The sequence below is a fragment of the Pseudomonas sp. PP3 genome (assembly GCF_905336995.1).
Classification (GTDB): domain Bacteria; phylum Pseudomonadota; class Gammaproteobacteria; order Pseudomonadales; family Pseudomonadaceae; genus Aquipseudomonas; species Aquipseudomonas reinekei.
Genome location: NZ_HG995459.1, coordinates 5,785,115 through 5,799,121 on the forward strand (window position 1 = coordinate 5,785,115; position 14,007 = coordinate 5,799,121).

Annotated in this window: 13 protein-coding genes and 1 pseudogene; 5 read left to right on the forward strand and 9 right to left on the reverse strand. The window is 60.5% G+C overall.

Annotated elements, in window-relative coordinates; all coding sequences use genetic code 11:
- Positions 1 to 90: 90 nt before the first annotated feature.
- The 5 genes from miaA to KHO07_RS26285 are packed head-to-tail and all read right to left on the reverse strand — an operon-like array spanning position 91 to position 6,357.
- Positions 91 to 1,062: a tRNA (adenosine(37)-N6)-dimethylallyltransferase MiaA gene (miaA, locus tag KHO07_RS26265; RefSeq protein ID WP_150735801.1), complete on the reverse strand. Its 972-nt coding sequence runs from the start codon at positions 1,060 to 1,062 to the stop codon at positions 91 to 93.
- Positions 1,062 to 2,960 (reverse strand): DNA mismatch repair endonuclease MutL, encoded by a 1,899-nt coding sequence (mutL, locus tag KHO07_RS26270; RefSeq protein ID WP_212627693.1) that lies wholly within the window; start codon positions 2,958 to 2,960, stop codon positions 1,062 to 1,064. Before mutL ends, miaA begins: the two co-directional genes overlap by 1 nt.
- An 8-nt stretch (positions 2,961 to 2,968) precedes the next feature.
- The gene (locus KHO07_RS26275) at positions 2,969 to 4,396 is read right to left on the reverse strand and encodes an N-acetylmuramoyl-L-alanine amidase (RefSeq protein WP_212627694.1); all 1,428 of its coding nucleotides are present in this window, start codon (positions 4,394 to 4,396) and stop codon (positions 2,969 to 2,971) included.
- 3 nt (positions 4,397 to 4,399) lie between these two features.
- Positions 4,400 to 4,870: a tRNA (adenosine(37)-N6)-threonylcarbamoyltransferase complex ATPase subunit type 1 TsaE gene (gene tsaE / locus KHO07_RS26280; RefSeq protein WP_212625922.1), complete on the reverse strand. Its 471-nt coding sequence runs from the start codon at positions 4,868 to 4,870 to the stop codon at positions 4,400 to 4,402.
- Positions 4,858 to 6,357 (reverse strand): NAD(P)H-hydrate dehydratase, encoded by a 1,500-nt coding sequence (locus KHO07_RS26285; protein ID WP_212625923.1) that lies wholly within the window; start codon positions 6,355 to 6,357, stop codon positions 4,858 to 4,860. The genes tsaE and KHO07_RS26285 overlap by 13 nt, the downstream gene beginning before the upstream one ends.
- Positions 6,358 to 6,420: 63 nt before the next feature.
- Here KHO07_RS26285 and queG point away from each other — a divergent pair, with 63 nt between their 5' ends.
- Positions 6,421 to 7,500, forward strand: a complete 1,080-nt coding sequence (gene queG, locus KHO07_RS26290) for a tRNA epoxyqueuosine(34) reductase QueG (protein ID WP_150735790.1) — start codon at positions 6,421 to 6,423, stop codon at positions 7,498 to 7,500.
- Here queG and KHO07_RS26295 read toward each other — a convergent pair.
- Positions 7,482 to 8,093 (reverse strand): trimeric intracellular cation channel family protein, encoded by a 612-nt coding sequence (locus tag KHO07_RS26295; RefSeq protein ID WP_150735791.1) that lies wholly within the window; start codon positions 8,091 to 8,093, stop codon positions 7,482 to 7,484. The two genes, queG and KHO07_RS26295, sit on opposite strands and share 19 nt — an antisense overlap.
- A 219-nt stretch (positions 8,094 to 8,312) precedes the next feature.
- Positions 8,313 to 8,855: an oligoribonuclease gene (gene orn / locus KHO07_RS26300; protein WP_150735792.1), complete on the reverse strand. Its 543-nt coding sequence runs from the start codon at positions 8,853 to 8,855 to the stop codon at positions 8,313 to 8,315.
- A gap of 107 nt (positions 8,856 to 8,962) precedes the next feature.
- Here orn and rsgA point away from each other — a divergent pair, with 107 nt between their 5' ends.
- From rsgA to KHO07_RS26320, 4 genes are all read left to right on the forward strand, one after another.
- On the forward strand, positions 8,963 to 9,994 hold the full coding sequence (gene rsgA / locus KHO07_RS26305; RefSeq protein WP_150735793.1) for a small ribosomal subunit biogenesis GTPase RsgA: 1,032 nt from the start codon (positions 8,963 to 8,965) through the stop codon (positions 9,992 to 9,994).
- A gap of 212 nt (positions 9,995 to 10,206) precedes the next feature.
- Entirely contained in the window at positions 10,207 to 10,614 is a 408-nt protein-coding gene (locus KHO07_RS26310) for a TIR domain-containing protein (RefSeq protein WP_150735794.1), read from the forward strand.
- 2 nt (positions 10,615 to 10,616) lie between these two features.
- Positions 10,617 to 11,576 carry a caspase family protein gene (locus KHO07_RS26315; protein WP_150735795.1) on the forward strand — a complete coding sequence of 320 codons (960 nt, stop codon included), beginning with the start codon at positions 10,617 to 10,619 and terminating at the stop codon, positions 11,574 to 11,576.
- Positions 11,576 to 12,067, forward strand: a complete 492-nt coding sequence (locus KHO07_RS26320; RefSeq protein ID WP_150735796.1) for a toll/interleukin-1 receptor domain-containing protein — start codon at positions 11,576 to 11,578, stop codon at positions 12,065 to 12,067. The genes KHO07_RS26315 and KHO07_RS26320 overlap by 1 nt, the downstream gene beginning before the upstream one ends.
- Before the next feature lie 102 nt (positions 12,068 to 12,169).
- Here KHO07_RS26320 and KHO07_RS26325 read toward each other — a convergent pair whose 3' ends face one another.
- Entirely contained in the window at positions 12,170 to 12,439 is a 270-nt protein-coding gene (locus tag KHO07_RS26325) for a PAAR domain-containing protein (RefSeq protein WP_212625924.1), read from the reverse strand.
- Positions 12,436 to 13,980 (reverse strand): annotated as a pseudogene (locus KHO07_RS26330) (DUF2875 family protein); the annotation flags it as partial. The gene KHO07_RS26325 and the pseudogene KHO07_RS26330, both read right to left, overlap by 4 nt.
- Positions 13,981 to 14,007: the final 27 nt, after the last annotated feature.

Genomic DNA, 14,007 nt, shown 5'->3' on the forward strand with positions numbered 1-14,007 from the left:
GCCGCACTCCTTTAAGGATTCAATATAAAAATAGGTAAACAGATGGCTTTGGCCGCCACACCCCCAAGGATAGACGGCAATTGCAAGGACTCAGCTCAATATGGAGATGGTCCCAAGGTATTTCAAGGCGCGCGGCAGATTGTCGCAATCCAGGCTGTCCAGCCAGTGTAAATCAGCCCAACTGCGCAGCCATGTGAACTGGCGTTTCGCCAACTGGCGCGTGGCAATGATTCCACGCTCCTGCATCTCGGCTGTCGTCAGCTTGCCATCCAGGTAGTCCCAGACTTGGCGGTAGCCTACTGCACGTATAGACGGCAACCCGGCATGCAGGTCACTTCTCTTACGCAGGGCTACGACCTCGTCAATGAATCCCTGTTCCAACATTAAAGTGAATCTTTGTTTAATTCGCTCGTGCAATACCTGACGATTTGCCGGAGCAATGGCCAAGTTCGCGACAGTATAGGGCAATTGTTGCCGTCCCGAAGCGGCTGCTTCAGTACTTTGCGCAGATTGTTGCAAGCGTAGTTCAGTCATGCTCTGACCGCTCACACGATAAACTTCCAGCGCTCGACTCAGGCGCTGTGGATCGTTCGGATGAATCCGCGCCGCAGATACCGGGTCGAACACGGCCAATTGGTCGTGCAGGGCTTGCCAGCCAAGGCGTGCAGCCTCTTCTTCGATTTGCGCGCGGACCTCGGGATCAGCCGCCGGCATTTCTGCCAGGCCTTCGAGCAAAGCCTTGTAGTAGAGCATCGTGCCACCTACCAACAGCGGAATTTTTCCCCGCGCGGTGATATCGGCCATGGCTTCGAGGGCGTCACGACGAAAATCGGCGGCCGAATAAGGCTCGGCCGGGTCGAGAATATCGATCAATCGGTGCGGAAACGCTGCCAGAAGCTCTTTCGACGGCTTGGCGGTGCCAATGTCCATGCCACGGTAGACCAACGCCGAATCGACACTGATCAGCTCGCAAGGCAGGACCTTGGTGAGTTCGATGGCCAGGTCGGTCTTGCCGGCGGCGGTCGGGCCCATCAGGAAAATCGCAGGTGGGAGCTGGCTCATCAACGACCGCGCAAGAACAGTTTGTCCAGATCGTCCAGGCCCAGTTGGGTCCAGGTCGGTCGGCCATGGTTGCATTGACCGCTGCGCTCGGTGTTTTCCATGTCACGCAGCAGACCGTTCATTTCCGGCAAGGCCAGACGCCGATTCGCCCGAACCGCGCCGTGGCACGCCATGGTCCCGAGCAGTTCGTTGATGTGCGCCTGGATGCGATCACTGGTGCCGTACTCCATCAGGTCGGCCAACACGTCAGCGACCAGACGGTTGGCTTCAGCCTGCTTGAGCAATGCCGGAATCTGCCGAATGGCCAGGGTTTCCGGGCCAAGACGCTGCAATTCAAAGCCCAGACGCTGAAACCAGGCGACGTGTTCTTCGGCGCAATCCGCTTCACGCTGGCTGACCGCCAGCGATTCCGGCACCAGCAGCGGTTGACCGCTCAAGCCTTCGCTGGCCATCGCGACCTTCAAACGCTCATACATGATCCGTTCGTGAGCGGCGTGCATGTCCACCAGCACCAGGCCCTGGGCGTTTTCCGAAAGGATGTAGATGCCTTTAAGCTGCGCCAGCGCGTACCCCAGCGGCGGAATATCGTCCTGCCCTGCCGGCAGTGCGACCGCATTGGCCTCGGGCAGCGGTGCGAAAAACTCGCGATAGGCCGCTTGCGCTTCAGCGACCGGCACAGCGGACTGCGGGCGTGGCGTGTATTGATACTGATAACCGGCGCCAGCGCCTGAACCGGCAGGCGTATTGAATGAAGGCTGAGCCTGAGGCTGTTCCAGCAGCGCATTGGCCGCCAGGCGCATTTCGCCCTGGGGGCCGAACTCACCGGCATCCAGCCCGGTTGGCCGAACAATCGCCGTCGCCACCGGTGCCGCCAGATGATCGTCCGGTCGCACATCGCCCAAAGCGCGGTGCAAAGTGCCGTAAAGGAAATCGTGGACCATGCGCCCTTCGCGGAAGCGCACTTCGTGCTTGGTCGGGTGCACGTTGACGTCGACACCGGTCGGATCGACTTCAAAAAACAGCACGAATGTCGGGTGCCGGCCGTTGAACAACACATCGCGATACGCCTGGCGCACCGCGTGAGCCACGAGTTTGTCGCGCACGGCTCGACCATTGACGAAGAAATACTGCAAATCCGCCTGGCTACGGTTGAAGGTCGGCAAACCGACCCAGCCCCACAAGTGCAAACCATTGCGCTCGATCTCGATCGGCAGCGCCTGCTCCAGGAACCCCGGCCCGCAGATTGCCGCCACGCGCCGGGCACGGGCCGCATCATCGTGGGCCTCGTGCAGGCTGAGAATGGTTTTGCCGTTGTGGCGCAGGTGGAACGCCACGTCGAAGCGTGCCAGGGCCAGACGCCTGATCACTTCCAGCAGGTGATCGAATTCGGTTTTTTCGGTTTTGAGAAACTTGCGCCGCGCCGGGGTGTTGAAGAACAGGTCACGCACTTCCACCGAGGTGCCCACCGGATGGGCTGCGGGCTGCACGCGGGGCGCCATGTCCCGGCCTTCGGTTTCCACCTGCCAGGCCTGTTCGGCATCACGGGTGCGGGACATCAGGGTCAGGCGTGCTACGGAGCTGATCGACGCCAATGCCTCGCCGCGAAAGCCCAGGCTCATCACCTGTTCAAGGTCTTCCAGATTGCGAATCTTGCTGGTGGCGTGACGCGCCAGGGCCAGCGGCAAGTCATCGGCGGAAATACCGCTGCCATCGTCGCGCACCCGCAGCAGCTTGACCCCGCCCTGCTCCACGTCGACGTCGATGCGCCTGGCACCGGAGTCGAGGCTGTTTTCCAGCAGTTCCTTGATCACCGAAGCCGGGCGCTCAACGACTTCACCGGCGGCAATCTGGTTCGCCAGTCGCGGGCTGAGCAGCTCGATGCGCGCGCTGTTGTTCACGACCTGATTCATTCTTTGGCCGCCAGATCATTACCCGGGATGGTCAGGTGCTGACCGACCTTCAGCTCATCGCTCGACAGTTTGTTCGCGCTGCGCAGGGCGGCCGGGGACACCTGATAACGCACGGCAATCATCGCCAGCGTCTCGCCCGGGCTTACCCGATGATCACGCGGACCCTGGGCAATCTTCCCTGAGTCACGCAGCCAGGCAATGTAAGTGCCCGGTGGCGGGTTCTGCTGGAAGAACTGGCGCACACCGCTGCTGATCGAACGCGCCAGCGCTTGCTGGTGGCTCGAAGCCGCGAGCTTCGAGGCTTCGTTGGCGTTGGAGATGAACCCGGTTTCCACCAGGATCGATGGAATGTCCGGCGACTTCAACACCATGAACCCGGCCTGTTCGACGCGCTGCTTATGCAGCGGCGTGACCCGGCCGATGTTGCTCAAGACTTTCTGGCCGACGTTCAGGCTGGAAGTCAGGGAAGCGGTCATCGACAGATCGAGCAGTACGCCGGCGAGCATGCGGTCCTTGTCATCGAGGCTGACGTTGCCGGCACCACCGATCAAGTCGGAACGGTTTTCGCTGTCGGCCAGCCAGCGGGCGGTCTCCGAAGTGGCACCGCGATCAGACAGGGCGAACACCGAAGCACCGAACGCAGCGGCCGAAGGCGCGGCATCCGCGTGAATCGAGACGAACAGGTCGGCGCCCTTCTTGCGGGCGATTTCGGTACGGCCACGCAACGGGATGAAATAGTCGCCGGTGCGGGTCAATTCCGCGCGGAAACCTTTCATGCCGTTGACCTGGCGTTGGGTTTCGCGGGCGATCTGCAGCACCACGTCTTTTTCACGCTGACCGCGAGAGCCGGAAGCACCCGGGTCTTCGCCACCGTGGCCGGCGTCGATCACCACAATGATGTCGCGCTTGCCGGCCGGGGCTGGCGGCAACTTGATTGCAGGCTCCGTCGGCGTAACCGGTACGGCAGGCACCGTGGCGACCGACGGTGTCGGTGCAGGCGGGGGCGCGGCATCGGCCGGGTTATCGAACAGGTCGACCACCAGTCGGTTGCCGTACTGGGCATTGGGGGCCAGGGAGAAACTTTTCGGCGTGACTGCCTTTTTCAGGTCGATGACCACCCGCAGGTCGGTCGGCGTACGCTGAGCCGAACGCATGGCAGTGATCGGCGTATTGGAGGTGTTGACGTTCAGCGGCGCGCCCAGGCTGGCGCCATTGATGTCGATGACCAGACGGTCGGGCGCCGACAGGGTAAAGACGCTGTGCTGCACGGGACCTGTCAGGTCAAACACCAGCCGCGTGTTGTCCGGCGCCCGCCACAGGCGAACACTGTTGACCTTCGTCTCGGCAACAGCGTCGACGGTCACCGCCAAAAACAACACCCCAACGGCAGCAACCAACGCGCGAAAGCGCATACCTAACCCCATCATTTATTTGGATTCCAATGCCAAAGCGGCACACCAGGCTTCGCCACGCGAACCCTGGGATAAAATTTTCAGCGAACGTCCGCTGTCTTGCGGGCTAATGGTAATGGTCAGGTCAGGCTTTGGCAAAAAGCCTGCACCTTTATCGGGCCACTCGATCAGGCACAACGCATCGTCTTCGAAGTAGTCGCGGATACCAAGGAATTCCAGCTCTTCAGGGTCGACCAGTCGATACAGGTCGAAATGGAAGGCGCGGATGTCACCGATTTCGTAGGGTTCGACCAAGGTGAAGGTAGGACTTTTTACCGCCCCGACATAACCCAAGCCACGGATGATGCCCCGGGAGAGCGTGGTTTTGCCCATGCCGAGATTGCCTTCGAGAAAAATCAAACCGTGCCCTTGGGTCGTTTGAGCGATACGCGCGCCAAACGCGGTCATCGTCTCTTCATCAGCCAGATACAGGGTTACTTCAGACACGGTGCTTGCTCCTCCAACAACTGACGAATGGCTGGTATCAGATCACTGGCCGCCAGCCCACGGCCGAATTTACCTTGCTGCGCCCCGGCATTGGCGTGCAGCCAGACCGCCAGGCAGGCCGCGTCGAACGCCGCCATGCCCTGGGCCTGCAACGCGCCGACCAACCCGGCCAACACATCGCCCAAACCGGCGGCGGCCATTGCCGGGTGCCCTTGATGACAGACCGCCAACCGTCCGTCAGGACCGGCGATCAAACTCCCGGCGCCTTTAAGCACAACGACAGCTGTATATTTTTTGCTCAACGCATGGGCCGCCCCAGGTCGGTCAGCCTGAACCTGCGCAGTACTGATCCCCAACAATCGAGCGGCCTCCCCCGGATGCGGCGTGATCACGCAATCCTTCGGCAAAACCACACGTTCCTCGGCGAGCAGGTTCAGCGCATCGGCGTCCCAGACTTGCGGCAAAGGCGCGTTGGCCGCCGCGGACAAAAGGCTGCGGCCCCACGCAGCTTGACCGAGACCGGGCCCGACGACCAATACGGAAACCTTTTGAAGCAATCCCATCAACTGATTGGCTGATGACGTGCCCAGCACCATGGCTTCGGGGATTCTCGTCAGCGCCGCGGGCACATGCTCGCTGCGGGTCGCCACCGACACCATGCCGGCGCCGGTGCGCAGCGCACTTTGCGCGCTCAGCAGGATCGCGCCACCGAATCCGCGATCGCCGCCGATCAGCAGCACATGGCCGAATCGGCCTTTATGCGAAGCCGGTGTACGGGTGGCCAGGCCTGGAAGATTACTGGCTGACAGACGACGGGCACTGGTTGGCGCGCTTTCAAGCAGTTGCGGATCGGCGTGCAGATCATTGAAAACCAGCTCGCCCACCACATCCGCCGCATCGCCGGTGAACAATCCCAGCTTCAAGCCAATGAACGTGACGGTCAGGTCGGCCTGCACCGCATCTCCCAACATTCGACCGGTATCGGCGCACAGCCCCGAAGGAATATCCACCGCCACCACCGGCAGCCCGACGGTATTGATAGCGTGGATCGCGCTGCGGTACGGCTCGCGCACTTCGCCGGTCAAACCGGTACCGAGCAAGGCGTCCAGCACGATGCCGCGCAACTCGGACTGAGCCGTCCAGGTTTCGATAAGGATTTTTTCAGAGACGGCCTCGGCGTGGGCCAGTGCCGCGTCGCCCTGCAAACGCTGCGGATCACCGACCGCCAGTACCCGCACCGACCATCCCGCACGGCGAGCCAGCACGGCCACCAGATAGCCATCACCGGCGTTATTGCCATGACCGGCCAGCACGCTTAATTCGCTCGCTGTCGGCCATTGGCGGACCAGTGCACGCCAGGTCGCCCGCGCCGCGCGCTGCATCAATTCGAAGCCCGGCGTACCCGCCGCGATCAGGCTCGCATCGAGTGCTCGCACCTGGGCGGCGCTGTACAGCGCGTCGGGTAATTCATCTTTAGTGTGCGGCATGCGTCTTCGGGCTCCGATGTCTGGCAGAATTATACGCACCTCAGCTCCGGTTTCTCTCGCCTCATGCCTGCTATTACCACAGACCTGCCCGCCCTCGCCCAATCCATCAAGGACTGGGGCCGCGAGCTGGGCTTTCAGCAAGTCGGCATCAGCGGCCTCGACCTGGCCGAGCATGAGCAGCATTTGGAGCGCTGGCTCGAAGCCGGCTACCACGGCGAAATGGACTACATGGGCGCCCACGGCAGCAAACGCTCGCACCCGGAAGAACTGGTGCCGGGCACGTTGCGCGTGGTTTCGCTGCGCATGGACTACCTGGCCGGCGATACGCACATGGCGAAAGTGCTGGCCCAACCGGAAAAAGCCTACGTCTCGCGTTATGCCTTGGGTCGCGATTACCACAAGCTGGTCCGCAAACGCGTGCAGCAACTGGCTGACAAGATTCAGGCCCAGATTGGCCCGTTCGGCTTTCGCGCCTTTGTCGACAGCGCGCCCGTGCTGGAAAAAGCCATCGCCGAACAGGCCGGCCTGGGCTGGATCGGCAAAAACACCCTGGTGTTGAATCGCAAGGCTGGCAGCTACTTCTTTCTCGCCGAACTGTTCGTCGACTTGCCCCTGCCGGTGGACCCGCCCCACGCCACCGAACACTGTGGCCGCTGCAGCGCCTGCCTCGACATCTGCCCGACCAACGCCTTCGTCGGCCCCTACGTGCTGGACGCCCGACGCTGTATTTCCTACCTGACCATCGAACTCAAGGGCGCCATTCCCGAAGACTTGCGGCCCCTGATCGGCAACCGGGTGTTCGGTTGCGACGACTGTCAGATCGTTTGCCCGTGGAACCGTTTTGCCCGTCCTACCGGCGAAAGCGATTTCAAGCCACGGCACAACCTGGACAACGCAGGGCTGGCGGAATTGTTCATGTGGGACGAGGACAAATTCCTCAGCAGCACCGAAGGCTCGCCGCTACGCCGGACCGGATACGAAAACTGGTTGCGCAACCTGGCGGTGGGCCTGGGCAATGCGCCTTCAACGATTCCCGTGCTGGAAGCGTTGAAAGCGCGACGCGAGCACCCTTCGGAATTGGTGCGGGAACACGTCGAGTGGGCACTGAAGCAACATGCCGAGCGTCAGGCTTCGTCGTTGTAAACGAATTTAGGCATTTCCCAGTGGAAACGGATCGCCAGTAATCTCAGCAGGAAGCCGCCGAACAGGGTGATCAGAATCGCCTGCTCTCCCGGCAAATCAAGGTACAAACAGAGCATGTAGCACCAAGCCGCGGCGAACGAGACGCTGGCGTACAGTTCTCGGCGAAAGATCAGCGGAATGTCGTTGCAGAAGATGTCCCGGAGGATGCCGCCGAACACGCCGGTGATCACCCCGCTGACCGATGCGACCAACATGCCATGGCCCATTTCCAGGGCGGTCATGCAGCCGATCAGGGTGAAGGCCACGAGCCCCACGGCGTCGAGCACCAGAAACAACGAGCGCAAGTGACGCATCCAGCGTGCGGTGAACACCGTAACCATGGCCGCTATGGAGGTCAGCACCAGATATTCCGGGTGTTTGACCCACGTCAGCGGGTAATGACCGAGCAGCACGTCGCGCACCGAACCGCCGCCCAGCGCCGTGATGCACGCGATCAGCACCACGCCGAACCAGTCCATACCGCGACGGCCAGCGGACAGGGCGCCGGTCATGGCTTCGGCGGTGATGGCGATCAGGTAGAGCATCAGCAACATGGTGGCGATCCTTGCAAAAAGGCGCGCAGTCTACTCACTTCCCCGAGGCACCAAAAGAGGGCACAAGAAAGCAATGTGGCGAGGGAGCTTGCTCCCGCTGGCGTGCGAAGCGCTCCCTTGCATTCTTCCAGTCAGACCGCATTTGCAGTCCTTACGACTGCTGCGCAGCCGAACGGGAGCAAGCTCCCTCGCCACAAAAGCCCTGCGGCAGCCACCGATTCAGAACTTGATGAAGTGCTTGCGGTAGTGCTGCAACTCGGCGATCGACTCGCGAATGTCGTCGAGCGCCAGGTGCGTGCTGCCCTTCTTGAAGCTGTCGCGCACGTCCGGCGCCCAGCGTGCGGCCAGCTCTTTGAGCGTGGACACGTCGAGGTTGCGGTAATGGAAATAGCTTTCCAGGGATTTCATGTGCGTATAAAGGAAGCGACGGTCCTGGCAGATGCTGTTGCCACAGATCGGCGACTGGCCCTTCGGCACCCACTTCTCCAGAAACGCGATGGTCTCGGCTTCGGCTTCGGCCATGCTGATACGACTGTCGCGCACGCGCTGGGTCAGGCCGGAGTTGCCGTGGGTGCGGGTATTCCATTCGTCCATGCGGGCGAGGACTGCGTCGCTGTGGTGGATGGCGATCACCGGACCTTCGGCCAAAGTGTTCAGGTCACTGTCGGTGACGATGGTGGCCATTTCGATGATGACGTCGTTTTCCGGATCCAGACCGGTCATTTCCAGGTCGATCCAGATCAGGTTCTGCGAATTTTGCATGTGTCGGCTCCTAGGCAATGCTGCGCAGTTTAGCCTAGGCCGGTGGCTGGGCGTGCTAAACTCGCGGCCGTTTTACCTAATCGCTGCATTCTTGATACGGAACACCCATGGCCAAACGCCAACTCAATCGTCGTCAAAACTGGCGCATCGAAAAGATTCAGGGCGAGCGCGCTGCCCGCGCCGCCAAACGCGAGTCCTCGGCTGTCGAGGCACTTGAGGGTGGCGACCTGGGTCCGGAACAGCACGGCCTGGTAATCGCGCACTTCGGTGTGCAGGTAGAGGTCGAGGCCCGCGACGGCGAGATGGCCGGCAAAGTGTTCCGTTGTCACCTGCGTGCCAACCTGCCGGCGCTGGTAACCGGCGACCAGGTTGTCTGGCGTGCCGGCAACCAGGGCATCGGTGTGATCGTGGCGCAACTGCCGCGCAACACCGAACTGTGCCGCCCGGACAGCCGTGGCCAGCTCAAGCCGGTTGCCGCCAACGTCGACATGATCGTCATCGTTTTCGCACCGCTGCCTGAGCCCCACGCCAACCTGATCGACCGTTATCTTGTTGCTGCCGAACATGCGGGCATCAAGCCGCTGTTGCTGTTGAACAAGTTCGACCTGATCGATGAGCACAACGCCCCGGCGCTCAATGCCCTGCTCGCGGTTTACCGCACGCTCGGCTATCCGGTGCTGGAAGTGTCGGCCCATCACGGCAACGGCATGGAGCAATTGCAAAAGCAGTTGGACGGACGCATCAGCGTGTTCGTCGGCCAGTCCGGCGTCGGCAAGTCGTCGCTGGTCAACAGCCTGCTGCCGGAAGTCGAAACCCGCGTCGGCCCGTTGTCCGAGCTGTCCGGCCAGGGCACTCATACCACCACCACCGCGCGGCTGTTCCACTTCCCCGGTGGCGGTGAGCTGATCGACTCCCCGGGTATCCGCGAATTCGGCCTGGGCCACGTCAGCCGTGCCGACGTCGAGGCCGGTTTCATCGAGTTCAACGACCTGCTCGGCACCTGCCGTTTCCGCGACTGCAAACATGACCGCGAACCCGGTTGCGCGCTGCTCAAGGCCCTCGAAGATGGCCGCGTGCAACAGCAACGGATGAACAGCTACCGTTCGATCATCGCCAGTTTGCCGGAAAACGGCTACTAAACAGTCGCGTCCACCGCCCCTGGTCCAACGGGGCGGTGGGTGGCCGGTTCTGCTGTTTAATTCCCCTGCCCACTTAACCATCAGACCTTTCCGTAGGGCGTCTGCACGCGCACCTGTAGGGCATTTCTCTTTAACGCTCAGCCCCTTGTGGCCGCCAGCCAATGGCCTAAGTTCAAGCCCTCTTCGCACTTCTGCGACACCGAGGGACACCCATGCAGACCTACCATTTGTTCATCAGCCATTCTTGGACCTATCCTCACGCCCACGACAATCTGGTGCGCCTGCTCAATGCGCAGCCGGATTTCACGTACAAGAACTTTTCGGTCCCGACGGACAACCCGATTGTCGACGCCAAAACCGACAAGCAGCTCGAAGCGGCTCTCGAAAACAAGATTCGTCCGTGCTCGGCGGTGCTGATCATGGCCGGGATGTATTCCACCTACAGCAAGTGGATCAACAAGGAAATCGAGATCGCCAGGCGCATGGGCAAAGTGATCATCGCCATCAAGCCATTTGGTGCCGAGCGCATTTCCACGGTGGTACGCAACGCCGCCCATGCCGAATGCGCGTGGAACACCAAGAGCATCATCAGCGCCATTCGCCTGCACACGGCGGTGTAACCATGCGCAAGGGACTGTTTATCGGGATCAACGAATACACCCATGTCTCGCGCCTGAGCGGTTGCAGCAACGACGCCATGGCCATGGCATCTGTGCTCAAGACCGACGCCAATGGCGATCCAAACTTCAAGAACATCGTGCTGACCTCAGCCGAGGACTATCTGAGCCGGGAAAAACTCGAAGACCAGATCCGCGAACTGTTTTCCGGGGACTGCAATGTGGCGCTGCTGTACTTCGCCGGCCACGGCACCTTCGACATCGATACCGACGAAGGCATGCTGATCCCGCAGGATTTCAAGAGCGCCAAGGACGGGATTCGTCTCAGCGACATTCTCAACTGGGCGAGCAAAGCCACCAAGATCAAAAACAAAGTGATCATTCTCGATTGCTGCCAGAGCGGCTCGGCCGGCGAACAACGCGCCTTGCGCAGTGAAGGCAGCGTGGTGAGCGAAGGCATGACCATTCTCACTGCGTGCAAAAAAGATGAACCGGCGCTGGAAGGCCGGCAGCATGGCGTGTTCACCGGCTTGTTGCTTCAGGCACTGCACGGCGGCGCCGCGAACATTCTCGGCAAGATCACCCCCGGCAGCCTCTATTCGTTTGTCGACAATGCGCTCGACGCCTGGGAGCAGCGCCCGGTGTTCAAGACCAACGTGTCGCAGTTCATCTCCCTGCGCGAAGTGTCGCCGCTGATCCCCAAGGAAATCCTGCGCAAGCTGCCCGACTGGTTTGCCGAAGCGGAATCGGTGTACCCCCTCGCCCCGAGCTTTGAGCCCACCGAGCCCGAATACAACCCAGAGCACGGCGAAGTCTTCGCGCAACTGCAAAAGTGCAATCGTCACAGCCTGATCGAACCGGTTGAAGCCGAACACATGTATTACGCCGCCATTCACTCCACCGGCTGCCGCCTCACCGCGCTCGGTGCCTATTACCGCGAACTCGCGATCAAGGGACATTTCTGATGCCAGTGTTTATCAGCTACCGCCACATGGATCGCGCCCACGCGGTCAACATCAACACCCGCCTGATGCAAGCCAACATCAAGACCTACCTCGATGTGCTCGACGCCGAATCCCAGACCACCGACGACATCACCGGGGTGATCACGCGCAACATCAGTGAATGCACGCACCTGCTCGCCGTGGTATCGGAAAAAACCGCACTGTCGTGGTGGGTGCCGTTCGAAATAGGTGAGGCGACCATCACCAACCGACGCATCTGTTCTTTCAAGACCGGCCCGACAGAACTGCCGTTGTATCTCGACAAATGGCCGAAGCTGACCAGCGACAAAGACATTGATTTCTTCATTGATGCCTATCGAAACGAATCGATACTCAAGCGCTCGATGTCGCTGGAATCGATGACCGGCAGCGAGTCGATGCGCAGCGTTAACAGGACTAATGCGGATCGATTCCATACGGATCTCAAGTCCAGAATCATCCGTGGATTTTAATAGTCTGCGCGCACAAAGAAGCCGACATCGTTGTCGGCTTCTTTTGCAAAAAACTGAAGCCACCCGCCGTCGCACAACAAAGAGATAGCCCGCTCTTTCGACTTAGACCACTTGCACATTCTGGGCAGTACTCGCCACGCCATGACAACCGCAGGCCAGGAGATGGCCCTCCAATACAACCGGAATGCCATTCATACACCGGCGCGGATGCCCTTCGACGAAGGCAAACTCCCCCAGATGCAGCGGGCAGTAAGCCTTGTCGCCCAACACCGCAGGGGTTTTTCCATTGAGGGTATGCGTGCCTTTGAGCTGGCAGGAGACTACTTCGCCGCCGCTGCTTGTAGCGTCACCCAGGCAGATGGGATGCTTCATGGTTTGGGTACTCCGCCGCTAGGGGAGCCGAATTTGAACGGGTCGGCACCACGGTTCTTGCGGTTTTTCGCTATGCGCGCCGCGTCCGGCGGGCGGATCATTTGCACCGTCAGGCTGCCGTCTTGACCGGCGTAGACCACCGCGCTGGTTCCTCCGTCCAGATAGCTCGCGATGGTCGCCAGGTTGATCTCCACCAGCGCACTACTCACCCCTGTGTTGCCCAGGCGCCGCCCGATGTTGTATCCCTCGTCGACATTGCCCAACTCGATGCCATGGCCATCGGTATTCAGGCCGTGCAAGGCAAGGGTCAGGGCGTTTTCAGCTTCTTGATTGTCGGTGGTGTCGTAGAAAACACGGACCGGCTTATGTCCTTCGGGCAGGGTATCCAGCGCCTGCAACCAGCCGGCTTGCAGCGCCTTGGCCTGCAGCGCCGGTTTGAGCCGTTTGCCGTTTTCGTCCTGCATCGAGACCTTGATCGGGCGATGCAGGTAACCCAGCACCGGTGCGGCGTCGAACTCTTTGACCTGGTGCTGGGCCCAGCGGATGGGTAGCCATGGCGAAGGTTCGAACTCTCCGGGGCCGCGGTTGCTGATGGTTTGCCAGAGGGTGGGGAGTTGGGAATGCCAGTAGGCGGTGGACATGGTGCCGGGGGCTAGGGGGTCTTGAGCGCCTTTGGCTCGCTCTGCCTCTTCGTACACATCTAGAAACTCACGGGATTGGTTCCAGTAAAACGCCCAAAGCTTGCCCAAATCAGTTTCTTTGTTCTGGTTGTCCTCACGTTCGTGGGTGGCATAGCGACGAATATACCGATCCACCCGATCGGAACGGGTGACCAGCAACCCGGCCATGCTTTCGTAGACGGTGGGGACGACGTGGCCGCTCTGCAATCCAAGGGTTCCTGCAACCCGCAATCCGTCTCGCGTGACATCGCCATCCTCGCTCACGATCAAGGCCTGGGGCACTTCGGGGTTGTCATCGAAGAACTGGAACAATCGCTCGATCATGCCCTGGGCATGGGTTGTGTTTTCTGCGTCCTGCCACAAAAACAGCGTGACTCCCAGTGTCGCGGCATTGCGACCGCTGAGGATATTGCTCGCCGCCCCGGTATCTGACGGTTGCTTGGGCGGCGCGATGGAAAACACCGGGATTGGCCAGTACGCCACTGACTCGCCTGCCGAATGTTTGAAGGCAACGCGGATTTTGATATCTCTGGAGTTTTGTCTGGATCTTAGTGACGCCTTATAGTCCTTGGGATCTCGTGAATAAATCGAAGCAAAGTTATCGTTTTTTTTCTTGATGAATTGCCATATCTCGGATTGATGGTCCTGATGAATCCCAAGCCCAACGCCTCGTATTTCCAACGAGTAAGTGCGTAGCTGTGTAGCTTTCTGCTCGGCGATTTGCGCCATGACATTGGCTTTGTAAGCAGCGATCCCCGCCTTTTCACTGGCCACGGCTTTACCCCACCAGTGAACGGTAAAGATCAGCAATATCGGGCCCAGAATAGCGGCGATACCCCAGCGCATCACCGGGTTCATGTCAGCGGCTCTCCAACAAGCCCTAGACAG

Excerpts from the sequence above, each read along its gene's own strand:
- miaA (WP_150735801.1), bottom strand. The coding sequence starts at position 1,062 with ATGAGCCAGCTCCCACCTGCGATTTTCCTGATGGGCCCGACCGCCGCC.
- KHO07_RS26275 (WP_212627694.1), bottom strand. The coding sequence starts at position 4,396 with ATGGGGTTAGGTATGCGCTTTCGCGCGTTGGTTGCTGCCGTTGGGGTG.
- KHO07_RS26285 (WP_212625923.1), bottom strand. The coding sequence starts at position 6,357 with ATGCCGCACACTAAAGATGAATTACCCGACGCGCTGTACAGCGCCGCC.
- queG (WP_150735790.1), top strand. The coding sequence starts at position 6,421 with ATGCCTGCTATTACCACAGACCTGCCCGCCCTCGCCCAATCCATCAAG.
- KHO07_RS26295 (WP_150735791.1), bottom strand. The coding sequence starts at position 8,093 with ATGTTGCTGATGCTCTACCTGATCGCCATCACCGCCGAAGCCATGACC.
- orn (WP_150735792.1), bottom strand. The coding sequence starts at position 8,855 with ATGCAAAATTCGCAGAACCTGATCTGGATCGACCTGGAAATGACCGGT.
- rsgA (WP_150735793.1), top strand. The coding sequence starts at position 8,963 with ATGGCCAAACGCCAACTCAATCGTCGTCAAAACTGGCGCATCGAAAAG.
- KHO07_RS26310 (WP_150735794.1), top strand. The coding sequence starts at position 10,207 with ATGCAGACCTACCATTTGTTCATCAGCCATTCTTGGACCTATCCTCAC.
- KHO07_RS26315 (WP_150735795.1), top strand. The coding sequence starts at position 10,617 with ATGCGCAAGGGACTGTTTATCGGGATCAACGAATACACCCATGTCTCG.
- KHO07_RS26320 (WP_150735796.1), top strand. The coding sequence starts at position 11,576 with ATGCCAGTGTTTATCAGCTACCGCCACATGGATCGCGCCCACGCGGTC.
- KHO07_RS26325 (WP_212625924.1), bottom strand. The coding sequence starts at position 12,439 with ATGAAGCATCCCATCTGCCTGGGTGACGCTACAAGCAGCGGCGGCGAA.